Consider the following 21,627-nt stretch of genomic DNA (forward strand, 5'->3'; position numbering starts at 1 on the left):
ATGGCCCGGGCCCGGGCCGGGGCCGGGGACGATGGGGGTGCCGTTGTAGGTGGGGAAGTTCGTCGGCGCGTTCGCTCCGACGTTCGGGCCACCGCCGGGTGCTTGCGCGCCCGGCAATCCGGCGGTGTTCGTCGGCGGAGCAGTCGTGGTCGTGGGCGGGGCGGTCAGGCACGGGTTGACGTACTCGGGTGGGATCGGAGAGCCCGGTGGTAGGGAGGCGATCAAGTTCAGGTAGATCTGATGATCCCGCGCCCGCACCGCCGCACAATCCTCCGCCGGTCCTGCCGAGGCGGGTCCTGCTGTGAGCACGATCGCGGCACCGATCACTGCAGCGGTCCCGGACAACAATGCCCAGGCAGCGAGGACTCCCGCCACCGACCTACGCAGCATCATTCTCGCTACTTCTTCCGGACTTCGGCGACGAGTGTGTCTGCGCCCCACCAGAACACCCGCCCTGCGATCGACATCCACAGGAAGAACGCCAGATACACCAGGATCGTCCCGTGATCGGCAGCCCATCCGGCGAGGCGTCCGATCACCGCGAACGCCACAATCAGCAACCCGAGCCCGAACACTGTCGCGATCACCGCCGTCGAGGTTTCGTTGCCTGCTGCACCGTGGTGGCGGGTCGGTGGGGTCATCGGGTCGTGCGGTGTGGTGGTCATCGGAGTATTCCTCAATTCCTTTCCCCGCCAACCGGCATGCGGGACACGAGGTGCTTGTCTACCGGGGTGGGCGGCGGAGCAGATGGAGCTTCCGGACCGAACCCGGTGGGGTCGAACTTCTCGGTCGACGAACACGGTGGGTGTCAATCGAACGATCACTGTCCGTGGCCGGAGTCAGATAGTCGACCGGGCCGCAGGGCTGTGTCAGAGCCAGGTGGGGTCGGAGTACACGAACACACTGTTGTCCGAGGTCGCCGTCGACACCGCGAACTGCGCATAGGAGCGGACCGTGACCGGACCCATGCACGCATCGACCTTCACATGCACGTTCTCCGCCGTGATCGAGGCCTTCGACGCCTCGAGATCCTTCGTGCCCAGCGCAATCGTGGTGATCGTTCCCGGCGCGATGGTGGCCTGAATACTCGGGTTCACCGACGCGTTGACACCGAGGTTCGCCGAGGGAACCCCCGAGATGGACACACCCACCGACGGACCGAACGAGAACCCGAGCCCCACACCGAGTCCGGAGGAGACATCGATCTGACACCCGATCTGCAGACCCTGTTCGATGTACCCGGTTTTCACCGCCGTGCCACCGGCACCGGTGATGGTGCCGGTGACCTTCGCCGAGACGAACCCCTCCCGCGTGAACGCCGTCGTCGCCACGTTCGGAACCGGGTTCACCGACAAGTTGCTGGCAGTAAGATCCAACGTCCAGCCGTCATCGGTGACCGTGCTCGCGAACTTGTCGGCCAACGGCGTCGGCGTCGCCGACGCACTGCCCGCGAACGCAAGCGAACCCACCATCACTGCCGCCGACACCACCACACAACCAGCCAAAGCCCTCGATACGCCACGTCCCCGCACCGCCGAACCAGTCGTAGCGCGTGCCATCGTTTCCATGAGCGAGTCTCCGTACACGATTCGGTGATTCCATCGACCACAATGATTGCTGAAAGATAACTGAAGATCTGCCCGGGACGGTACAACACCCCACACATCCACGACAGGCCTTCGACACCCGAATCACGCCGGCGACACCCCCACCCGGACGTGACAGAAACATCTCCGGACACGCACGACCAGGCGATTTACCGCATCACAGCGAGTGACGCGCCTCATAGTCACAGAACGGTGACGACCCATAGAGAACGGAAATTTCCAGCAACCCTGGCGCAGTAGGGATTGCGAGGGCACGCTCTGCAATGTCCGAAGCCGCGCTTCCCCAGCGAGTCGGTTTCGAGCCACTCGACGGGCTTCACAGAACTGCTGTTTGCCGCGGCTCCGAGGCGGCACCCTCCACGCACCGTATGTACTATCTGTCGTACCGCGATGCCTGCGGGCATGCACTGTGCGAGTTCGAGAGGCAGCTTCAACGGTGACACGACACCTGAATTCGGCAGCGTCGACGCCGATCATTCCCACAGCAGGCGTGCTCAGTTGCTGAGAGCGGCAGGCTGCGCAGCGACCTTCCTTCTCGTTCCGGCCACGGTGACCGTTCTGGCCAGAACGGTCGTAGCTCGCGCCGGCCGCACAGAAGGCGTCCAGCACAGCACCGAAGGCTGCAGCGGGTGCGGTCTGGTCGTCTACGACGGCCGCCGAGTTGCTGCGATGATCGCGCCCGAACCTGGCTGGACCACGGGTGACGACGAGCAGTATTGCCCAGACTGCTCGGCCACCAGATTCCACACCTGGGGCTACACGTAGCAGTCGAACACGGTGCGCCGATGATCTTTCGAACTCCGGCCGACACGATCGATCACGTCGACCACCCCGGCCCGACGGCGCCGTAGTCCAGACCGGCAGCTCAGGTGATGACCGGCAGCGTGGACCATGGAAAGTTGATCCACCTGTCGGTCTCGCGCCACGAATAGTCCGGCTGCACAATAGTTCTCGGCTTGGTGTAGATGACAGCCGACCGCACGTCGGCGGTATGAGCCTTCAGTAGGTCGATGACCAGAGCCAGCGTGCGGCCGGAGTCGGCCACGTCGTCGACGACGAGCAACTTCTTGCCGACGATTGCGTCGGTGTCCAAAAGCGGTTCGAGGACAACAGGATCGGGCAGGGTCTCCTCGATGTCTGAGTAGAACTCGACATTGAGGGTGCCCGCCGCCTTGACGCCCATCGCGTAGGAGATCGCACCCGCGGGGATGAGCCCACCGCGAGCGATCGCGATGACGATGTCCGGAACGAACCCGTCGTCGACGATCTTCTTTGTCAGGTCGCGCGACGCGTCTCCGAACGTCGCCCACGTCAGCACTTCACGTTCCGGTTCGGTCATGCCGCATCACTCTACCCACAGCAATTTTGCCGATACGGCAAATAGGTTTGCGTCAACGGCCGGCAGCGGGCAGTCTCGAACCATGGCCGACCACACACATGCTCACACTCATCCCACCGACCGGACCCACGCAGAGCCGGATTTCGAGAACGGTGCCTTCGACGAAGCATTCTGGGACGACCTCTACAACCAGCGCACCACCATCTGGAGCGGAAATCCCAACGCCGTGTTGGTACAGGAGGCGTCCGCACTGACTCCGGGCCGCGCCCTGGACATCGGTTGCGGGGAAGGTGCCGACTCACTGTGGCTGGCCGGTAAAGGCTGGCATGTGACCGGCGTCGACATCTCCGACATCGCCCTCGGCCGCGCTCGCGCGGCACACCAGGCCCTCGAGCCGCAGACACTCGCGGTGGATTGGCGTCAGGAAGACGTTCTGGACTGGACTCCCCCGGCCGCAGCGTTCGATCTGGTGTCGGTGCACTTCCTCCAGGTGCCACCGGACGAACTCGAACTGACCACCCGCAGGTTCGCAGCGGCGGTCGCACCGGAGGGACGCCTGTTGATCGTCGGCCACAGCCCCAGCGACAGCCACGCCTCACAGCATCCGGCCAAGCACCGACTGTTCGCACCGGAACCGGTCGTCGCTGCGGCCGGCGATGGGTTCGAGGTGATCCACGCCGAACACCGCACCCGCATCACGCCCGACGGCGACGAGCGAATCGACACGGTCGTGGTGCTGCAGCGCCGGTAAACTCGGGCGGTGTTCTCACCGTCGACGTATCGAATTCCACTGGCCGTCACGTTCGTAGTGGCGCTGATCGTACTGTTCACCCCCGCGTCCGGGGTGCCCTCGGGATTTCAGCACAGCGACAAGATCATCCACTTCGTACTGTTCGCGGCCCTCGCGTATACGTCGCGACTGGCCGGAATCGACTGGGTCAGGACCGCGCTGTGGGTACTGGCATTCGCGGCGATCTCGGAGGTCCTGCAGGCGATCCTGCCTCTGGGACGCTCCGGATCGGTCGCCGACGCTCTGGCCGACGCACTCGGCGTCGCAGTGGGCTTGGCCGCGGCGAGCCGGGTTCTACCGCAGCGCGTCAGGAAAGCCGCGGACCTGCACTAGACTGATTCTGCACCGGGTTTCCTCGGCCAGCGAGTTCACTCCGGAAGGAACGCCATCACCTCGTCTTCTGCCCCGCACGATATCTACCTCGTTCCACCGGAGCACGAGACCAACGATGCCGTCACCAGAGAATCAGCAGCATCCGCAGCACGCCTGAGCGAACGATCCGACGTGGTCAGCCACGACGGCCGCTACGCCCTGACGATCACCTCCACCACCCCACACCAGGCGATGGTCGAGGATCTACTGTTCGTCCGCGCCGTGCTCGACTCCGCGCGAATCAAGTACCTACTCGTTCGCGGCAACGACGAACGCCCGGTCATTGCCATCGAGTTGGCTGCCCGAGACGCGCTCACCACCGCACTGGTACACGCCTGCCGCGCCGAGCCGTTCTACTCCAAGACCGTCGACGCCCGCGGGAAAGCAGTACTGGTCGCCGACGGCACACTGTCGCCGTCCGCGAACGCACGGATCGTGCGCCTGTACCGACCGCGCGTCGAGCCGTTCAGCGGCTTGTACTACGGCGCGTCGACGGCGGTGCAGATCGAGCTGTGGTCGTTCTCCCCGGCCGAGATCGTGCTGCCGATCGAGAACTCGCTGACCCGACGCAACATCCGGCCCGACGAGGCCGTCCGCGGCACGGTCGAACGCTTCGGACGAACCTGGCCGACCATCGAGAACATGTTCGCCGACCACGCGTCGGACATCAATTTCGACATCGACATCGTGTTCTCCTGGGTCGACGGCTCGTCGGCAGAGTTCCAGGCTCAGCGTGCGCGGCGGATGGCGAACTACGTCGTCGGTGAGGGCGACGATTCGGCTGCCCGATACCGGCAGATCGACGAACTGAAGTACGCGCTGCGGTCGATTCACATGTACGCACCGTGGATCAGGCGCATCTTCGTGGCCACCGACTCGGCGAGGCCGGCGTGGCTGGCCGACCATCCCAAGGTGACCTTTGTGCCGAGCGAGGCCTTCTTCGTCGACACCTCCGTTCTGCCGACCCACAATTCGCAGGCCGTCGAAAGCCAGCTGCACCACATCCCCGGATTGTCCGAGCACTTCCTGTACTCGAACGACGACATGTTCTTCGGCCGACCGGTCAGCCCGTCGATGTTCTTCTCCCCCGGCGGAATCAGTATGTTCATCGAAGCGACAACGCGAATCGGGTTGGGCTACAGCGACGCCGACCGCAGCGGCTTCGAGAACGCGGCGCGGGTGAACCGTCGGATCCTGCAGGACCGATTCGGGATGACCACAACCCGGCATCTCGAACATGCAGCAACTCCGTTGCGCCGCAGCGTGATGCAGCAGATGGAAAACGAGTTTCCGGACGAGTTCGCCTCGACTGCGGCGAGCGCATTCCGAGCGAGTACCAACATCTCGGTGACGAACTCGCTGTACCACTACTACGCGTTGATGAGCGGGCGCGCGGTGGTGCAGAAGGACGCGAAGGTTCGGTACATCGACACCACGTCCGTGGCAGGTCTCGACTTGATGGAGAAGCTGCTCCCCAAGCGATCGGTCGACTTCTTCTGCCTCAACGACGGCAGCTTCCCGGAAGTCGACCTGGATCTGCGCACCAGGACCGTGACTCAGTTCCTGGACAAGTACTTCCCCATCGTCGCGCCGTGGGAACGCGAACAGCGCTAGGCGTCGCTGAACGTCTTCCGGCGAGCACTGTCTGCGATGGTGACTCCCGCTGCACTCAGCCTGCGTGCGGTCTCCTCCGCCGAGACCGGTTCTCCCACAGTGTCGTACGACCCTGTGGGCACCACCGAATGGACTACGGTGTTTTCGTAGACGTGGACGAGATTGTATCCCTGGGCACCGTCGCGTCCGCGTAATCCGCCCGCGGGCACATTGAGATCCTGGGTGTAGCACGTGGCCGACGCCACCGAGACGGGTATACCCGCGAAGGTTGCCGTCGTCGAATAGTGCAGGTGCCCAGCAAGAATGGACCGCACATCGGTTCCGCGTAGCACGTCCGCCAGCCGCGGCTGATCGATCAGCTCCACCAGCACTGCGAGATCGAGCACCGTCGGCACCGGCGGATGATGCATCGCCAGGATCGTACCGAACTCGGCGGGCGTCGCGAGTGTGTCGGCCAGCCAGGCCAATTGCTCGTCGCCGAGCTCGCCGTGGTGCCTTCCCGGGACCGTCGTGTCGAGCGTGACGACACGGAGGCCATCGACGTCGTGCACGCGATCGATGGACTGGCCACTCGGCTCTGCGTCGAGAAGCTTCTGACGGAACGTCGCCCGGTCGTCATGATTGCCTATCGCCCAGACGATCTGTGCGCCGAGTTCCTCGGCCACCGGCTCGACCAACGCCCGCAGCTTCTCGTACGCGCCCGGCTCACCCTTGTCGGTCAGATCCCCCGTGAACACCAATGCGTCGGGCCGCACACCGGAGTTGCGTACGTCGGTCATCACCTGCTCGAGCCGCAATTGACTGTCCACGCCGCCGTACAACCGACCTCCGCCGTCGACGAGATGCGTGTCGCTCACATGCAGCAAGCAGTGATGGGGACGTGGGTACTCGGCCATCCGAGACTTCATCGAACTCTCGCTCACGATCGGACCTACCGTTTCACGTTCACCCGGCCGGGCGAACGCCACTGCTGCAAGCCAAGCATACGAGCGTTCACTGAGAAAAAGCTGGTCGGATCTACGTGGTGAACACCGCACGAACATCCGGCGTGTGACAGGTTGAGAGCATGACGAAACCGAAGCTGACCACCCTTCTCGCAACTGCCGGACTGACAGTGGGGTCGATGGTCGGTATCGGCGTCGCGCCCGCCGCCGCGCAGGAGCTGCCGACCGTGGTGCTGGTGCACGGAGCCTTCGCGGACAACACCAGCTGGGACGGCGTCGCCGAGAACCTACGCGGCCGCGGTTACCCCGTGGTGACTGCGGACAACTCACTGCGCGGACCGGCCGTCGACGCGGCCTCGGTCACCGATGTGGTCGAGAGTATCGACGGTCCGGTGATCCTGGTGGGCCACTCCTACGGCGGCACGGTGATCAGCAACGTGCACGCCGACAACGTCGAGGCATTGGTCTACGTCGCGGCCTTCATGCCGGTCGAAGGCGAACCCGTCGCCCTGGAACTCGACCCCATCCGATTCCCGGTGACCGCGCTGGTGCCGCCGGTGATCGGCCTGTCGATCGTCGACGACTCCTCCAACCTGATCGGTAAGAACGTCGACTCGTACATCACGCCCGCCTTGTTCCGGCCGTTCTTCGCCCCTGACGTCACCGAGGAGCAAGCCGCGCGGATGGCTGCGCATCAGAAGACCATCGCCGCCGGAGCACTGCTCGAGCCGAGCGGTCCGCCGTCCTGGGCACACACGCCGTCGTGGGCGTTGATCCCCCAGCAGGATCAGATCATCCCGGCATCGGCCGAGCGGTTCATGGCGCAGCGCGCCGGTGCCCAGGTGACCGAGGTTCCGGGTTCGCACGCGATCCTGGTTTCCAACCCCGCTGCCGTGGCCGACCTTGTCGCCGAGGCGGATTCGGGCAGCTGACACCTCGCACAACGACCTCGGGCCCGGCCACCTGTCGACGGTGGCCGGGCCCGAGGAGTGTTCTGACGAGCGTCAGATCCCGATGAGATCGTGATCGGCGACCTTCGACGCCAGGATGCGCAGGTGCTCGTCGGCACCGCCGAGGGTGTGCTCGATGGCCACCAGCCGACTGGTGTAGTGCCCGACCGGATATTCGGCCGTGACGCCGATTCCGCCGTGCAACTGAATCGCCTCCTGGCCGATCTTGCGACCGGACCGTGAGATCTGCAGCTTCGCGCGCGAGGCGATCGTCGGGTCGACGTTGCCGTCGGCCAACGACATCGTGGCGTACAGGCTCATGCTGCGGGCGAGTTCGAGCAGCACGTACATGTCCGCCGCGCGGAAGGTGAGCGCCTGGAACTTGGCCAGCGGAACCCCGAACTGCTTGCGCGCCTTCAGGTAGTCGGTGGTGAGCCGCAGCGCCTCCTCCATGGCACCGATCGCCTCGGCGCACAGTGCGGCCTGGGCACGCACCTCGGCACCGGTGATCGCCGCTGCGGCGTTCTCGGCGGTGCCGAGCGGTTCGGCTGCGACGTCGACGAATTCGATCTGCGCGGCGCGCTGACCGTCATGGGTGGCGTAGGACTTGCGTGTGAGACCGGTCGCGTCGGCGTCGACGACGAACAGTCCTGTTCCACCGGTGGGCAGCGCGGCACTGACCACGATCACGTCTGCACTACCGCCGTGCGGAACCGGGTTCTTGACGCCGTTGATCGACCACGATCCACCGTCCTCGGTGGCGGTGGTCGCGACCTCGATGTTGGGCCAGCGGCTGCCGGATTCGTTGTGCGCGAACGCCAACATCGACGACCCCTCGGCGACGGGCGGCAGGAGCCGCGCGCGCTGATCGGCGCTGCCGAGTTCGGAGATCAACCCTCCGGGGACGAGCACGGCGTCGAGAATCGGCTCCGGCGCGAGCCGTCGTCCGACCTCGGTCATCACTGCCATGATCTCCACGGGACCGGCGTCCATGCCGCCGTCCTCTTCGCTGAACGTCAGACCCAGCAGGCCGACCTCGGCCAACTGCTTCCAGACGTCGGTGCTCCAGCCCAGCTCGCCGGCAACGATCTTGTTGCGCTTCTCGGTGTCGTACGCCCGCGTGAGCACCTCACGAGTGGTGTCGCGCAGCAGCTTCTGCTCTTCGTTGAGTTCGAAATCCATGTCTTCAGATGCTCCCTTACAGTCCGAGAATCGCCGAGGCGATGATGGTGCGCTGAACCTCGTTCGAGCCGCCGTAGATCGACACCTTGCGGTAGTTGAGATACCCCGGTACCGAGCGCTGCGCCCAGCCTTCGCTCTCGATGTCCTCGCCCGCCTCGTAGGGCAGTGAGTCCGGCCCGGCAACGTCCATCAGCAACTCGGTCGTGGTCTGCTGCAATTCCGATCCCCGCAGCTTGAGGATCGACGACGCCGGATTCGGCTTGCCGTCGTCCGAGCTGGACACCAGGCGCAACTGAGTCAGCTCGAGGGCGAGCAGTTCGTTCTCGACCTCGGCCATCTTGGCCGCGAACAGCGGGTCCTCGAGCAGCGTGCCGCTGCCGACCTTGGTCTGCGCGGCGTGCTTCTTCGCCTGTCCCAGATGCACTTTGGTGTGTCCGGCGCGGGCGACGCCGGTGCGCTCGTTACCGAGCAGGAACTTGGCGTAGCTCCAACCCTGGTTCTCCTCGCCGACGAGGTTCTCGGCCGGAACGCGGACGTTGTCGAAGAAGACCTCGTTGACCTCGACACTGCCGTCGATCAGCTTGATGGGGCGCATCTCGATGCCGGGAGTGTTCAGATCGATGAGCAGGAACGAAATTCCGGCCTGCTTCTTCGGCGCGTCCGGGTTGGTGCGCACGAGCGCGAAGATCCAGTCGGCGTACTGGCCGAGCGTGGTCCACGTCTTCTGTCCGTTGACGATGTAGTCGTCACCGTCGCGGATGGCGGTGGTGCGCAACGACGCCAGGTCCGATCCGGCCTCGGGCTCGGAGAAGCCCTGGCACCACCAGATGTCGAGGTTCGCCGTCTTGGGCAGGAACTTCTCCTTGAGCTCCTGAGAGCCGAACGTTGCGATGACCGGGCCGACCATCGAGGCGTTGAACGCCAGCGGCTCCGGCACCGACGCCAGCTGCATTTCGTCGAGCCAGATGTGGCGCTGCACAGCGGTCCAGTCCCGGCCACCGAACTCGGCGGGCCAATGTGGGACCGCCAAGCCGTTCTCGTTGAGGATTCGCATGGTCGTAACCACCTCGTCCTTGCTCAACTCCTGACCCGTCGCGCTCTTCTCGCGAATCTCGGCGGGAACCTTCGTGGTGAAGAACGTCCGCATCTCGTCACGGAACGCGGCCTCTTCTTCTGTCAGGGCAAGATTCATCGACAATCCTCCAAGCTCGTTCACGTATCTTCGTATCGACCGTACTCCCTGGTAACTCTGGGATATTCTCCGCTCACTATGACTCTTCTGGCACTGGTTCGGCACGGTGAAACGAACTGGAATCTGCACGGGCGTCTGCAGGGCTCGTCGGACATTCCTCTCAACGACACCGGCCGTGCTCAGGCCCGCGAGGCCGGCTACGAACTCGAGTACCGCCAGTGGGACCACCTGGTCAGTTCACCGTTGATCCGAGCATCCGAGACCGCCGACATCATCGGTGCGCACCTCGGCCTGACGCGCACCGCCGAGTTCCCCGATCTGGCCGAGCGGCACTTCGGCGAGGCCGAAGGATTCACCGACTGGGATGCGTATTCGCACTGGCCGAACGGCATGTACCCCGGCTTGGAGCCCCGCTCGAATCTGATCGTCCGAGGCGTGCGCGCCGTCGACGACATCGCCGCGCGTTACCCGGACTCCGCGGTGATCGCCGTGGCGCACGGCGGCGTCATCCGGGCGATCTTCGACGCGATCCGGCGGCGGCACTCGCCGCGCATCCTCAACGCGGGCGTCTCCACCCTCGAACACGACGGTTCTCGCTGGACCGTTCGCACCATCAACGGCGTCCCGGTCTGACAGAGTTTTCCTCCATGGAGATCGAACGTCGCATCACCGAACTGGGCTTCACCTTGCCCGGTGAACCGACCGCCCCACCCGGTTTCGAGTTCTCGTTCGAATGGGTGCGCGTGCGCGGCAACCGGGTCTTCGCGTCCGGGCATTCTCCGTTGGCACCGGACGGAACTCTGGCCGGCCCGTTCGGCGCTGTGCCGTCACAGGTGAATCTCGACGCCGCAACCGACGCCGCCCGCGACACCGCACTGGCGCTCCTCGGTAGCGTCGCCCGTGCCGTCGGAGATCTCGATCGAATCAGCGCGTGGCTGACCGTCACCGGATCGGTCAACGCCGACCACGGCTTCACTCAGACCACCACGGTCGTCAACGGCTTCTCGGATCTCGTGCTCGCAATCTTCGGTCCGGAGATCGGTGCCCATGCCCGCACCGCACTCGGGGTGGCAGCCCTGCCGATGAACAACACCGTCGTGGTGTCAGCGGAACTGGAGATCGACGGGTAGGTTTTTCTCCACTCGTACATACGGCGAAAGCGGGCGCAGATGGTGCGCAGATCGATTCTTGCTCTGGTCGCGATCCTCATCGGCATCCTGGGGCTGTCCGGCTGCAGTTCGTCATCGCAGTCGCTGCTGGACCGGGTGAAGGACGAGGGCGTACTGGTCGTCGGCACCGAGGGCACCTACAGCCCGTTCAGCTATCAGGGCGGCGACGGACAACTCACCGGTTACGACATCGACGTCATCAACGCCGTCGGTGCCGAGTTGGGCGTACGCGTCGACTTCGTGCAGACCCCGTTCGATTCGATCTTCGCCGGACTGCAATCCCAACGCTTCGACCTCATCGCCAACCAGGTCTCGATCACCCCTGCGCGCCAGTCGGCCTACGACCTGTCGACGCCCTACACGGTGTCGGAAGGCCAGATCCTCACCGCCGCAGACAACTCCACCATCACCTCTCTCGCCGACCTGGCCGGCAAGACCACCGCCCAATCCTCGACGAGCAACTGGGCAGAGGTCGCGGCGGACGCGGGCGCGAACGTCGAAGCCGTCGAGGGATTCGTCCAGGCCGTCACGCTCGTCAAGGACGGCCGGGTCGACGCCACCGTCAACGACTCCCTCGCGATCGCCGAGTACCTGCAGCAGACCGGCGACACCGGAGTCAAGATCGCAAGCGAGACCGGAGACACGACCCTGCAATCCTTCGTGGCTCGCAAGGACAGTGGGCTGATGGACGAGGTCGACGCCGCCATCGACACACTCCGCGAGAACGGCACCATCGCCGAGATCTCGAACAAGTACTTCGGCAGCGACGTCGCCGCACCGACGGCCGACACCGTGGTCCCGGTGAGCGACGACGAGGGTTCGACTGCGCCCTCGAAGACACAGCTGGTTCTCGACAACCTGTGGCCGATGCTCAAAGCCACGGTGACCATGACGATTCCGCTGACCGCCATCAGCTTCGTGATCGGACTCGTGATCGCTCTCGCGGTTGCGCTCGCTCGTATTTCGTCGATCACGCCGCTCGCCGCGGTCGCCCGGTTCTACGTCTCGATCATCCGCGGTACTCCCCTGCTGCTGCAGCTGTTCATCATCTTCTACGGGCTCCCGCAATTCGGTATCGTGATCTCGCCGTTCCCGGCCGCGGTTGTCGCGTTCTCGCTGAATGTCGGTGGCTACGCGGCCGAGGTGATCCGTGCCGCGATCCTGAGCGTGCCCAAGGGCCAGTGGGAGGCCGCGCAGACCATCGGGATGGGATACCGAACGACGTTGCAGCGCATCGTGCTTCCACAGGCACTGCGCACCGCGGTACCACCGTTGTCGAACACGCTGATCTCGTTGGTCAAGGACACCTCGCTCGCGTCGACCATCCTGGTGACCGAGCTGCTGCGCGTCGCGCAACTCGCGGCGGCCCCGACATTCGACTTCTTCACCCTCTACACAGTTGCAGCGCTCTACTACTGGGTGATCTGCATCGTTCTCTCGTTCTTCCAAGGCAAACTCGAAGTCCGACTCGACAGGTACGTGGCCAAATGACAGACCTGCTGGAAGTATCCGCACTGAAGAAATCGTTCGGACCACTCGAAGTGTTGAAGAACATCTCGTTCACCGTGCCCTCCGGCACCGTCACCGTCATCATCGGACCGTCCGGATCCGGTAAGACCACGGTGCTGCGCACACTGAACGCACTCGATCAGGCCGACGCAGGCATCATCCGCATCGGGGACGTGTCGGTGGATTTCGCAGACTCCGTCAGCGCGGCGCAGCTCCGACATTTCCGCGCCCAGAGCGGCATGGTGTTCCAGAGCCACAACCTGTTTCCGCACAAGACGGTGCTGCAGAACATCATCGAGGGACCGGTGATCGTGCAGAAGCGCGCCAAGGACGACGCCATTCGGGACGCGCACGCAATCCTCGATCAGATCGGTCTCGACGCCAAGTCCGACCAGTACCCGTTCCAGCTTTCCGGCGGCCAGCAACAACGCGTCGGAATTGCGAGAGCTCTCGCACTTCGCCCCAAGTTGATGCTGTTCGACGAGCCCACCTCGGCACTCGATCCCGAGCTCGTCGGCGAAGTTCTTGCCGTCATCAAAGGCCTTGCCGCACAGGGCTGGACGATGGTGATCGTCACCCACGAAATCCGCTTCGCCCAGCAGGTCGCCGATCAGGTGCTGTTCATCGAGAACGGCGTCGTCCTGGAACGAGGCACACCGGAACAGGTGCTGGTGAACCCGACCGAGCCCCGGACCCGTCAATTCCTGCAGCGGATATTGGCGTAGAGGGGCTGCGCCCGTTCTAGAGGTGCGGTAGCACCTTGTCCAGGGTGATCGGAAGGTCACGGACTCGGACGCCGGTGGCGTTGTAGACGGCATTGCCGATGGCCGCCGAGGATCCGACTGCACCGATCTCACCGATACCCTTGCCGCCCATGGGCGCCAGTTCTGTGTCGACTTCCTCGACCCATACGGCCTCGAGATCGGTGACGTCCGCACACGCCGGGATGTGGTACTCCGCGAAATCATGATTGGCGAATCCACCGAACTCGCGATCGGTGATGCCGTTCTCCATCAGCGCCATGCCGAGTCCGAACGTCATGCCGCCGATGAGCTGAGACCTGGCCAGCCGCGGATTCATCACCGCGCCGATACCGAAGACGCCGAGCATCCTTCGTACCCGCACTTCACCGGTGTCGATGTCGACCGCCACCTCGGCGAACTGGGCACCGAAAGCCATGCGCGCCAGCTCCTTCTGACCCTCGACGTCGTCGGTGGTGTCGGCTTCGGCCGAGTTCCCCGGCTCGTACGAACCCTGAGCCTTCAGAGAGTGGCAGACCTTGGTGACGGCCCAGCCCCACGACGAGGTGCCCGAGGAGCCGCCTGCTCCAGGCGCTTTCGGCAGTGCGCTGTCGCCGAGTTCGAGTGTGACGGTGTCCGCGTCCACCCCGAGCGCATCGGCCGCGATCTGGCGCAGCACGGTGCGCGCGCCGGTTCCGATGTCCGACGCGGCGACGGAGACCGTGATCGTGCCGTCCTGCTCCACGCGCGCCGACGCGGTACTCGGTGAGATCAGCACCGGGTAGCTGGCCGTCGCGACCCCCATGCCGACCAGGGTGTTGCCTTCTCGACGCTGACCGGGCGCGGAATTGCGGCGGTCCCAGCCGAACTTCTCGGCTCCCTCGCGGAGGCATTGCACCACGCTGCGTGAGCTGAACGGGTTACCACTGGCCGGATCGACGTCCGGCTCGTTGCGAATCCGCAGATCGATCGGATCGATACCGGTGGCCACGGCCAATTCGTCGATGGCCGTCTCGACGGCGAACATGCCCGGCGCTTCGCCGGGTGCCCGCATCCACCGCGGGGTTCCGACGTCCAGCTGTGCGAGCCGGTGGGTGGTGCGACGGTTCGGAGCCGCGTAGATGTGCCGAGTCGATTCCGAAGTCTGCTCACAGAACTCGAAGATCGTGCTGGTCTGCTGGAAGGATTCGTGTGCGATCGCCTGCAGAGTTCCGGTCGAATCAGCGCCCAGACGAACGTGATTGAGCGTCGGGGTGCGATAGCCGACGACATCGAACAGGGCCTGCCTCGGCAGGACCAGCTTCACTGTCTTGCCGGTGGCCCGTGCAGCCATCGCCGCGAGGATCGCATTGGGCCGAGTACTGCCCTTGGCTCCGAATCCGCCGCCGACGTTCTCCGCGATCACGCGAACGTTCTCGGGCTCGAGGTCGAACGCCGTGGCGAGGTCGCCCTGAACACCGGACGGTGCCTGCGTCGAATCCCACAGCGTCAGAACGCCGTCGGACCACTGCGCCGTGGTGGCATGCGGCTCCATCGGACTGTTGTGCATCGGCGCGGTGGAGTACCAATTGTCGACGAGGTGCTCGGCCGATGCCAGCGCAGCGTCAGGATCGCCGACGGTCACATCGGTGGGGAACCCCGCATTGACGGACTCGGGCGCGTAGAGCGTGCTGTGCTCCGCCGTCAATGTGTTGTCGGGAGAGCGGACGTCGGCGTACCGCACCTGCACCTGGACAGCGGCGGCCCGCGCGGCTTGCAGGGTCTCGGCCACGACGACGGCAACGATCTGGCCGCGGTACGCGACGGTGTTCGACTGCAGCACATGCAATTCGGCGTCCTCGACCTCGCCGAGCTTCTCGGCGTTGCCGTGCCACAGGACGGCGTGCACCGCCGGGTCGGTAGCGAGTTCGACGTGCTCGACCGTGCCTGCAGGAACTGTCGCGGGCACGTACCAGGCATACAACTGCCCGACGGCCGGCGGCTGCTCGGCGGCGTACCGAGCCAGGCCGGTCACCTTCGCTATCGATTCGGTGCGCTGAATCGGTTGCCCGATCGATGCGGTCATGACCGATCCCCCGAATCTGTGAGTTCCACCAGGGTGCGGGCGACGAGGTTGGTCACCAGCGGAATCTTGAACGCGTTGTCGCGCAACGGCTCTGCCGCGTCGAGTTCCAATGCGATCGCCCGCCGGAACGACGCCTCGTCGGCGGCCGCGCCGAGCAGCGCGTGCTCGGCAGTGCGAGCCCGCCACGGCTTGTGCGCCACACCGCCCAGCGCGATCGACACCCCACGCACGACGCCGTCCTCGACATCGAGCACGGCGGCCACGGATGCGACCGCAAACGCGTAGGACTGCCGATCCCGCACCTTGCGGTACGTGGAGACGGTGCCGTCCGCCAATTCCGGTATCTCCACGGCCGTGACGATCTCGTCCCGCGCGACCGTGTTGTCACGTTCCGGATCGTCGCCGGGAAGTCGGTAGAAGTCGTCGATCGGCACGACACGCTCACCGTCCACTCCGCGCACGACGACACGCGCATCGAGAGCCGACAGCGCAACCGCCATGTCCGACGGATGCGTCGCCACGCACGCCTCCGAAGCCCCGAGGATCGCGAGATTCCTGTGCTCACCCGTCCGGGCCGGGCAGCCCGAACCGGGTTCGCGTTTGTTGCACGGCTTCGACGAGTCCATGAAGTAGACGCACCGGGTGCGCTGGAACAGGTTTCCGCCGGTGGTGGCCATGTTGCGTAACTGGCCCGAGGCTCCGGAGAGCACCGCCCGCGAGAGCACGGGATAACGCTGGCGCACCACCGGGTGCACCGCGAGGTCACTGTTGGTCACGCCGGAACCGACACGAAGCGAGCCGTCGTCCGACACGTCGATGTCGTGCAGCGGAAGACGCGTCACGTCGATCAGCGTCGTGGGGCCCACGACACCGAGCTTCATCAGGTCGACGAGGTTGGTTCCCCCGCCGAGCAGCATCGCGTTCTCGTTCTCGGCGAGGCGGGCCACGGCGTCGTCGACGGCGGTGGCTGCGTCGTACTCGAAGGTCTTCACGATGCGTCCCGTACGGCCGAGACGATATTGCAGTAGGCACCACAACGACAGAGGTTGCCGCTCATACGTTCTCTTACTTCGTCGGAATCGAGTTCGACATCGGCGGCCTCGATGTCCTCGGTGACCGCGCTCGGCCAACCCTGCTTGGCCTCTTCGATCACCGCCACCGCCGAACAGATCTGCCCGGATGTGCAGTACCCGCACTGGAACGCGTCACGGTCGACGAAGGCCTGCTGCACGGGATGCAGTGTGTCGCCGTCGGACAGTCCCTCGACCGTGGTGATGTCGCGATCCTGTTGCGCAACCGCGAACGTCAGGCAGCTGTTGATCCGCCGCCCCTCGACCAACACCGTGCACGCTCCGCACTGCCCGTGGTCACACCCCTTCTTGGCACCGATCAGGTCGAGGTCTTCCCGAAGGGCGTCGAGCAGGGTGGTTCGCGTGTCGCAGTCGAACTCGCGATCGGTGCCGTTGACACGGAGAGTGACGTGGGTCATGGGCGGGTGGATACCCGCGGCCTCGGCCGTCAAACGCTCGACCCCGAGGTCGTGCGCGGAGACTCGTAGTGGACTACGAATTGCCGCGCACGTGCGTCAGCGCTTTCCCTTGAACTTTCCGCCGCCGCGTGGACCGCCGCTGCGTCCGGGAGGGCCGGAATCGGGTTGCAGTTGAATCAACACGCCACTGATGCGGGTGCGGCGCAACGCCTCGACCGTCTCGTCGGCGAGGTCGGCAGGCAACTCCACCAACGAGTGATCGGGACGAATGCTGATGTGCCCGAAGTCGCTTCGACGCAGACCGCCTTCGTTGGCGATGGCACCGACGATCGCACCCGGAGCGACGTGATGCCGCTTGCCGACGCTGATGCGGTACGTCGCCATCTCCTGGCCCGTCTTGCGGTGGTGCGAACTGGCCGCGTCCTCGTCGAACGTGCGCGGTGGTCTCGGTTCGCGAGGCTCGCGCGGTGCCCGCGGCGGGGCCGGCGGCTCCGGCTTGAGCAAGAACGCTTCGCCGTCGCGGGACTGAATGGCCAGAGCGGCTGCGATGTCGACCAAGGGCACGTCGTGCTCGCGCTCGTAGTCCTCGATGAGACGACGGAACAGCGCCAGATTCTCGTTGCCCAGGCTCTCGGTGATGGAGTCCTTGAACTTCGTCACGCGCTGCGCGTTGACGTCGTCGACGCTCGGGAGCTGCATCTCGGTGATCGGCTGACGCGTCGCACGTTCGATGGCCTTGAGCAGGTGCCGCTCGCGCGGAGCGACGAACAGCAGAGCCTGACCGGCGCGACCGGCGCGACCGGTACGACCGATGCGGTGCACGTAGGACTCGGTGTCGTGCGGGATGTCGTAGTTGATGACGTGCGAGATGCGGTCGACGTCGAGACCGCGGGCCGCGACATCGGTGGCCACCAGGATGTCGATCTGGCCGTTCTTGAGCTGCCCGATGGTGCGCTCACGCTGGGCCTGCACGATGTCGCCGTTGATCGCAGCGGCCGAGAAGCCCCGTGCGCGCAGCTTTTCGGCGAGTTCCTCGGTGGCCTGCTTGGTGCGCACGAACATGATCATGGCCTCGAACTCTTCGACCTCGAAGATTCGAGTCAGTGCCTCGAGCTTGCGCTGATGGGCCACCTGGACGTACCGCTGGGTGATGTTCGGTGCCGTCGAGGTCTTGGTCTTGACGGTGATCTCCACCGGGTCGTGCAGGTACTGCTTGGAGATCTTGCGGATCGCGGCAGGCATCGTGGCCGAGAACAACGCCACCTGCTTGTACTCCGGGGTATCGGAGAGAATGCGCTCGACGTCTTCCTGGAAGCCCATCTTGAGCATCTCGTCGGCCTCGTCGAGCACGAGGTACTCGAGCCCGGACAGGTCGAGCGTGCCCTTCTCGAGATGGTCGATGACTCGACCGGGAGTGCCGACGATGATCTGCGCGCCCTTACGCAGACCCGAGAGCTGGATGCCGTACGCCTGACCGCCGTAGATCGGCAGAATATGCAGACCGGGGATGTGGGTGGCGTACTTACCGAACGCCTCGGCGACCTGCAGCGCGAGCTCGCGCGTCGGGGCCAGCACCAATGCCTGCGGCGTCCGACGCGAGACGTCGAGACGGGACAGAATCGGCACCGCGAACGCGGCGGTCTTGCCGGTACCGGTCTGCGCGAGGCCGACGACGTCGTTGCCTGCCATCAGCGGCGGGATGGTGGCCGCCTGGATGGGCGACGGGCTTTCGTAGCCGACATCGCGGAGGGCCTTCAGGACCCGCTCGTCGATTCCGAGATCGGCAAAGGTGATGTCGTCGCCGGCTGGGACGGAAGCGGACTCCGAAAGGGGCGAACTCGTCTCGTCAGACGTCACGGCGGCATCCTGATCAGTTTCTGAAGTGCTCATATGTCGCACGAGTTTAGTACCTGCTCGGCCCCCGCGAACCCTTCTACGCTGATCAGGTGACGAAAACGGCCGCGGCGGCGTGCGGTGCGAGCGGCCTCACACCGGCGACCCGACACCCGAGCGCACGCGCAGGCGGTTAAGTTGTACTCCGAGTCACACTCAACCCCCTCGGACTCGCGGCAAAGTCGACAAACCGGACACCCCGGATGGTGCGCCACGGCCCCGAATGTGATGAAATGCACAACTACCACGCTATTTTTCCGTAAGGGGTCCAGCAGTGCGCGAATATTCTGTGCCGGCGTCGTTCACCATTCCTGACGACGCATCCATGGCCGACACCGTCTACAGGTACGAGAAGGAATCGCCGAACTTCGTACCGTTCCAACGTCTGGTGAACGGCAACTGGACCGACGTCACCGCAGCTCGGTTCGCGGCCGAGGTCGCGGCAGCTGCCAAGGGACTGATCGCCTCCGGGATCGAACTCGGCGACCGCGTCGCCATCCTCAGCGCGACGCGCTACGAGTGGGTCGTCCTCGACTACGCCATCTGGTCCGCAGGCGGATGCACCGTCGCGATCTACGAGACGTCCTCCGCCGACCAGGCGCAGTGGATTCTCGAGGACTCCGCCACCAAGCTGCTCGTCGTCGAGACCGCAGCGCACGCCTCGAACCTCAAAGAGGTCACCGAAGGTGCCAAGGATCTGCGTGAGGTTCTGCAGATCGACGCCGGAGCCATCGACGAACTGACCACCCGCGGTGCCGGAGTCAGCGACGAGGATCTGCATGCGCGACGCCATCAGGTCAGCGCCGCATCGCCCGCGACCCTGATCTACACCTCGGGCACCACCGGCCGCCCCAAGGGCGTTCAGCTCACCCACGCCAACTTCTACGCCGAGGTTCAGGCCACCCAGATCGCGCTGCACGACTCGATGAAGGAGGGCAACCGCACACTGATGTTCCTCCCGATGGCGCACGTGTTCGCCCGTGCCGTGTCCTTCGGCTCCTTCGAGTCCAAGGTAACCGTCGGACACACCTCGGACGTGACGACTCTGGTGGATCAGTTCGCCGTGTTCAAGCCGGACTTCATCCTGTCGGTGCCGCGCGTGTTCGAGAAGGTCTACAACTCCGCCAAGCAGAAGGCGCACGACGGCGGCAAGGGTTCCATCTTCGACAAGGCCGCCGCGACGGCCATCGAGTGGAGCGAGGCCCAGGAGAAGGGCGGAGCCGGGCTGGTTCTGAACCTCAAGCACACAGTGTTCGACAAGCTCGTGTACTCCAAGCTGCGCGCAGCACTCGGCGGCAACTGCACCCGCGCGGTGTCCGGCGGCGGACCTCTCGGTGCCCGCCTCGGCCACTTCTTCCGCGGTGCAGGCGTCCCGGTCTACGAGGGCTACGGACTGACCGAGACCAGCGCGGCCATCACCGTCAACACCACCAAGGAACAGCGCGTCGGCACCGTCGGCAAGCCCATCGACGGCCACTCGGTCAAGGTCGCCGAGGACGGTGAACTGCTGCTCAAGGGACCGGTTGTGTTCAGCGGCTACTGGCACAACGAGAAGGCCACGGCCGAGGCGATCGTCGACGGCTGGTTCCACACCGGCGACCTCGGCGCGATCGACCAGGAAGGCTACGTCTCGATCACCGGCCGCAAGAAGGAGATCATCGTGACCGCGGGCGGCAAGAACGTCGCCCCCGCAGTGCTCGAGGACGCCCTCCGCGCGAACGCGATCATCAGCCAGTGCCTCGTCGTCGGCGACGCCAAGCCGTTCATCGGTGCGCTGATCACCCTCGACCCCGAGGCCATGCCGGGCTGGCTCCAACGGCACGATCTGTCCGCGGACATTCCGTTCTCCGAACTGTCCAAGAACGCCGACCTCGTCGCCGAGATCGACAAGGCCGTCGCCGAGGCCAACAAGAAGGTCTCCAACCCCGAGCAGATCAAGAAGTACACGATCCTCGAGAACGACTTCACCGTCGAAACCGGTGAGCTCACCCCGACGATGAAGCTCAAGCGCAACATCATTCACGCCGAGCGCGGCAGCGACATCGAAGCCATCTACACGTAGATCGACCAGACGAGAAGGGCCCGGCGCGATGTTCGCGCCGGGCCTTTCTTTTCTTCGTTGTCAGGACATGTGGTCGTCGAGGAACTCCGCCACCACCGACGTCACCTGCAGGTGGATCTTCTCGTGCAGCAGGTCGTGACCACCGTCCTCGAACTCACGCAGGGACGCGTCGGGAACACCGCCGATCCACTCGCGCACCGCATCGATCGGAGCCAGACGGTCGTCCACGCCGTGCACGGCCAGAAGCGGAATCACATTGTCTGCGAGGTCGGTGACCGAGCCGGTCACCGACTTGGGCGTTCCGCACAGCACGGCGCACCGCACTGCCTCCGGATGCGCGCCGAGGGCAGCGATGGCCGTCGCCGCACCCAACGAATGGCCCATCAGAGCGAACGACAGTTCCGGGTGCTCGGCCTCGGCCATGTCCAGCAACTGCAGCGCGTTCCGAGCGAGTGCGGGGATCTGAGCGGCATCCGTCAACTCACCCTCGGTGAGGCCGTGGCCCACGTGATCGACCGCCCACACGTCGACTCCGCGTCCGTTGAGGACCCGGGCGAAACGGTGATAGTGGCCGCTGTTCTGGCCGAGACCGTGCAGAAAAACGAGACCGAAACGAGCATCGGGAACAGTCCAGTTTCGGTAATGGACAGCACCGGTGGCTCCGTCGAAAAAAGGCATTCGATCATTTTGCCTCCTCGCGGCGGCATCCG

Annotated in this window: 21 protein-coding genes and 1 pseudogene; 10 read left to right on the top strand and 12 right to left on the bottom strand. The window is 65.0% G+C overall.

All coding sequences use genetic code 11. The annotated features are described in order from the left end of the window. The 3 genes and pseudogenes from CH271_RS12740 to CH271_RS12750 form a co-directional block, all read right to left on the bottom strand. Window positions 1–393: pseudogene (locus CH271_RS12740) on the bottom strand (hypothetical protein); the annotation flags it as partial. Window positions 394–398: 5 nt separating this feature from the next. Beyond that, window positions 399–665 (bottom strand): hypothetical protein, encoded by a 267-nt coding sequence (locus CH271_RS12745; protein ID WP_256986398.1) that lies wholly within the window; start codon window positions 663–665, stop codon window positions 399–401. Between the two features lie 204 nt (window positions 666–869). Further along, complete coding sequence (locus tag CH271_RS12750; RefSeq protein ID WP_094633969.1) at window positions 870–1,472, bottom strand: MspA family porin; 603 nt, start codon at window positions 1,470–1,472, stop codon at window positions 870–872. 525 nt (window positions 1,473–1,997) lie between these two features. Here CH271_RS12750 and CH271_RS12755 point away from each other — a divergent pair. Then, window positions 1,998–2,372, top strand: coding sequence for a hypothetical protein (locus CH271_RS12755; RefSeq protein WP_143546053.1), 375 nt, complete (start codon window positions 1,998–2,000; stop codon window positions 2,370–2,372). A gap of 100 nt (window positions 2,373–2,472) precedes the next feature. On the opposite strand, the gene CH271_RS12760 is transcribed toward CH271_RS12755, so the two are convergent. After that, window positions 2,473–2,946, bottom strand: coding sequence for a phosphoribosyltransferase (locus tag CH271_RS12760; protein ID WP_094633825.1), 474 nt, complete (start codon window positions 2,944–2,946; stop codon window positions 2,473–2,475). A gap of 82 nt (window positions 2,947–3,028) precedes the next feature. Between CH271_RS12760 and CH271_RS12765 the strand changes: the two genes are divergently transcribed. The 3 genes from CH271_RS12765 to CH271_RS12775 all read left to right on the top strand — a co-directional run bounded on the left by CH271_RS12765 (window position 3,029) and on the right by CH271_RS12775 (window position 5,722). Beyond that, entirely contained in the window at window positions 3,029–3,697 is a 669-nt protein-coding gene (locus tag CH271_RS12765) for a class I SAM-dependent methyltransferase (protein ID WP_094633826.1), read from the top strand. 9 nt (window positions 3,698–3,706) lie between these two features. Next, a complete protein-coding gene (locus CH271_RS12770; protein WP_094633827.1) occupies window positions 3,707–4,069 on the top strand; it encodes a VanZ family protein in 363 nt (120 codons plus the stop codon). A gap of 153 nt (window positions 4,070–4,222) precedes the next feature. Continuing rightward, window positions 4,223–5,722 (top strand): stealth family protein, encoded by a 1,500-nt coding sequence (locus CH271_RS12775; protein ID WP_170945947.1) that lies wholly within the window; start codon window positions 4,223–4,225, stop codon window positions 5,720–5,722. Here the strand turns inward: CH271_RS12775 and CH271_RS12780 are convergent. Next, window positions 5,719–6,630 carry a phosphodiesterase gene (locus tag CH271_RS12780; protein WP_094633970.1) on the bottom strand — a complete coding sequence of 304 codons (912 nt, stop codon included), beginning with the start codon at window positions 6,628–6,630 and terminating at the stop codon, window positions 5,719–5,721. The genes CH271_RS12775 and CH271_RS12780 overlap by 4 nt on opposite strands. A 158-nt stretch (window positions 6,631–6,788) precedes the next feature. Here CH271_RS12780 and CH271_RS12785 point away from each other — a divergent pair, with 158 nt between their 5' ends. Further along, window positions 6,789–7,598, top strand: coding sequence for an alpha/beta fold hydrolase (locus CH271_RS12785; protein WP_094633828.1), 810 nt, complete (start codon window positions 6,789–6,791; stop codon window positions 7,596–7,598). 72 nt (window positions 7,599–7,670) lie between these two features. Here the strand turns inward: CH271_RS12785 and CH271_RS12790 are convergent, their stop codons facing one another. Both CH271_RS12790 and CH271_RS12795 read right to left on the bottom strand, forming a co-directional pair. Next, window positions 7,671–8,798, bottom strand: a complete 1,128-nt coding sequence (locus CH271_RS12790; RefSeq protein ID WP_037190302.1) for an acyl-CoA dehydrogenase family protein — start codon at window positions 8,796–8,798, stop codon at window positions 7,671–7,673. Between the two features lie 16 nt (window positions 8,799–8,814). Then, window positions 8,815–9,990: an acyl-CoA dehydrogenase family protein gene (locus CH271_RS12795; RefSeq protein WP_037190305.1), complete on the bottom strand. Its 1,176-nt coding sequence runs from the start codon at window positions 9,988–9,990 to the stop codon at window positions 8,815–8,817. Window positions 9,991–10,068: 78 nt separating this feature from the next. Here CH271_RS12795 and CH271_RS12800 point away from each other — a divergent pair, with 78 nt between their 5' ends. From CH271_RS12800 to CH271_RS12815, 4 genes are read left to right on the top strand one after another with little or no spacing between them, the layout of a single operon-like run. Next, window positions 10,069–10,623: a histidine phosphatase family protein gene (locus tag CH271_RS12800; RefSeq protein WP_094633829.1), complete on the top strand. Its 555-nt coding sequence runs from the start codon at window positions 10,069–10,071 to the stop codon at window positions 10,621–10,623. 14 nt (window positions 10,624–10,637) lie between these two features. Continuing rightward, window positions 10,638–11,120: a RidA family protein gene (locus CH271_RS12805; protein ID WP_037190309.1), complete on the top strand. Its 483-nt coding sequence runs from the start codon at window positions 10,638–10,640 to the stop codon at window positions 11,118–11,120. A gap of 39 nt (window positions 11,121–11,159) precedes the next feature. Then, on the top strand, window positions 11,160–12,650 hold the full coding sequence (locus tag CH271_RS12810) for an ABC transporter permease subunit (RefSeq protein WP_094633830.1): 1,491 nt from the start codon (window positions 11,160–11,162) through the stop codon (window positions 12,648–12,650). Further along, on the top strand, window positions 12,647–13,393 hold the full coding sequence (locus CH271_RS12815) for an amino acid ABC transporter ATP-binding protein (protein WP_094633831.1): 747 nt from the start codon (window positions 12,647–12,649) through the stop codon (window positions 13,391–13,393). Before CH271_RS12810 ends, CH271_RS12815 begins: the two co-directional genes overlap by 4 nt. A gap of 16 nt (window positions 13,394–13,409) precedes the next feature. On the opposite strand, the gene CH271_RS12820 is transcribed toward CH271_RS12815, so the two are convergent. From CH271_RS12820 to CH271_RS12835, 4 genes are all read right to left on the bottom strand, one after another. Then, entirely contained in the window at window positions 13,410–15,473 is a 2,064-nt protein-coding gene (locus CH271_RS12820; RefSeq protein ID WP_094633832.1) for a xanthine dehydrogenase family protein molybdopterin-binding subunit, read from the bottom strand. Beyond that, on the bottom strand, window positions 15,470–16,465 hold the full coding sequence (locus tag CH271_RS12825; protein ID WP_094633833.1) for an FAD binding domain-containing protein: 996 nt from the start codon (window positions 16,463–16,465) through the stop codon (window positions 15,470–15,472). The genes CH271_RS12820 and CH271_RS12825 overlap by 4 nt, the downstream gene beginning before the upstream one ends. Next, a complete protein-coding gene (locus CH271_RS12830) occupies window positions 16,462–16,962 on the bottom strand; it encodes a 2Fe-2S iron-sulfur cluster-binding protein (RefSeq protein ID WP_094633834.1) in 501 nt (166 codons plus the stop codon). The genes CH271_RS12825 and CH271_RS12830 overlap by 4 nt, the downstream gene beginning before the upstream one ends. 96 nt (window positions 16,963–17,058) lie before the next feature. Next, a complete protein-coding gene (locus tag CH271_RS12835; RefSeq protein WP_037190318.1) occupies window positions 17,059–18,852 on the bottom strand; it encodes a DEAD/DEAH box helicase in 1,794 nt (597 codons plus the stop codon). A gap of 277 nt (window positions 18,853–19,129) precedes the next feature. Between CH271_RS12835 and CH271_RS12840 the strand changes: the two genes are divergently transcribed. Next, window positions 19,130–20,917: an AMP-dependent synthetase/ligase gene (locus tag CH271_RS12840; RefSeq protein ID WP_170945939.1), complete on the top strand. Its 1,788-nt coding sequence runs from the start codon at window positions 19,130–19,132 to the stop codon at window positions 20,915–20,917. A gap of 60 nt (window positions 20,918–20,977) precedes the next feature. Here CH271_RS12840 and CH271_RS12845 read toward each other — a convergent pair whose 3' ends face one another. Beyond that, window positions 20,978–21,595, bottom strand: a complete 618-nt coding sequence (locus tag CH271_RS12845) for an alpha/beta hydrolase (RefSeq protein ID WP_037190321.1) — start codon at window positions 21,593–21,595, stop codon at window positions 20,978–20,980. Window positions 21,596–21,627: the final 32 nt, after the last annotated feature.

This window comes from Rhodococcus sp. 05-340-2 (assembly GCF_002258915.1).
Taxonomy (GTDB): Bacteria; Actinomycetota; Actinomycetes; order Mycobacteriales; family Mycobacteriaceae; genus Rhodococcoides.

What these genes read in the sequence shown, in the direction of transcription:
- CH271_RS12765 (WP_094633826.1), top strand. Translation starts at nt 3,029, where the DNA reads ATGGCCGACCACACACATGCTCACACTCATCCCACCGACCGGACCCAC.
- CH271_RS12835 (WP_037190318.1), bottom strand. Translation starts at nt 18,852, where the DNA reads ATGAGCACTTCAGAAACTGATCAGGATGCCGCCGTGACGTCTGACGAG.
- CH271_RS12815 (WP_094633831.1), top strand. Translation starts at nt 12,647, where the DNA reads ATGACAGACCTGCTGGAAGTATCCGCACTGAAGAAATCGTTCGGACCA.
- CH271_RS12845 (WP_037190321.1), bottom strand. Translation starts at nt 21,595, where the DNA reads ATGCCTTTTTTCGACGGAGCCACCGGTGCTGTCCATTACCGAAACTGG.
- CH271_RS12810 (WP_094633830.1), top strand. Translation starts at nt 11,160, where the DNA reads ATGGTGCGCAGATCGATTCTTGCTCTGGTCGCGATCCTCATCGGCATC.
- CH271_RS12755 (WP_143546053.1), top strand. Translation starts at nt 1,998, where the DNA reads ATGCCTGCGGGCATGCACTGTGCGAGTTCGAGAGGCAGCTTCAACGGT.
- CH271_RS12750 (WP_094633969.1), bottom strand. Translation starts at nt 1,472, where the DNA reads ATGGTGGGTTCGCTTGCGTTCGCGGGCAGTGCGTCGGCGACGCCGACG.
- CH271_RS12760 (WP_094633825.1), bottom strand. Translation starts at nt 2,946, where the DNA reads ATGACCGAACCGGAACGTGAAGTGCTGACGTGGGCGACGTTCGGAGAC.
- CH271_RS12805 (WP_037190309.1), top strand. Translation starts at nt 10,638, where the DNA reads ATGGAGATCGAACGTCGCATCACCGAACTGGGCTTCACCTTGCCCGGT.
- CH271_RS12780 (WP_094633970.1), bottom strand. Translation starts at nt 6,630, where the DNA reads ATGAAGTCTCGGATGGCCGAGTACCCACGTCCCCATCACTGCTTGCTG.
- CH271_RS12820 (WP_094633832.1), bottom strand. Translation starts at nt 15,473, where the DNA reads ATGACCGCATCGATCGGGCAACCGATTCAGCGCACCGAATCGATAGCG.
- CH271_RS12785 (WP_094633828.1), top strand. Translation starts at nt 6,789, where the DNA reads ATGACGAAACCGAAGCTGACCACCCTTCTCGCAACTGCCGGACTGACA.
- CH271_RS12745 (WP_256986398.1), bottom strand. Translation starts at nt 665, where the DNA reads ATGACCACCACACCGCACGACCCGATGACCCCACCGACCCGCCACCAC.
- CH271_RS12795 (WP_037190305.1), bottom strand. Translation starts at nt 9,990, where the DNA reads ATGAATCTTGCCCTGACAGAAGAAGAGGCCGCGTTCCGTGACGAGATG.
- CH271_RS12830 (WP_094633834.1), bottom strand. Translation starts at nt 16,962, where the DNA reads ATGACCCACGTCACTCTCCGTGTCAACGGCACCGATCGCGAGTTCGAC.
- CH271_RS12800 (WP_094633829.1), top strand. Translation starts at nt 10,069, where the DNA reads ATGACTCTTCTGGCACTGGTTCGGCACGGTGAAACGAACTGGAATCTG.
- CH271_RS12790 (WP_037190302.1), bottom strand. Translation starts at nt 8,798, where the DNA reads ATGGATTTCGAACTCAACGAAGAGCAGAAGCTGCTGCGCGACACCACT.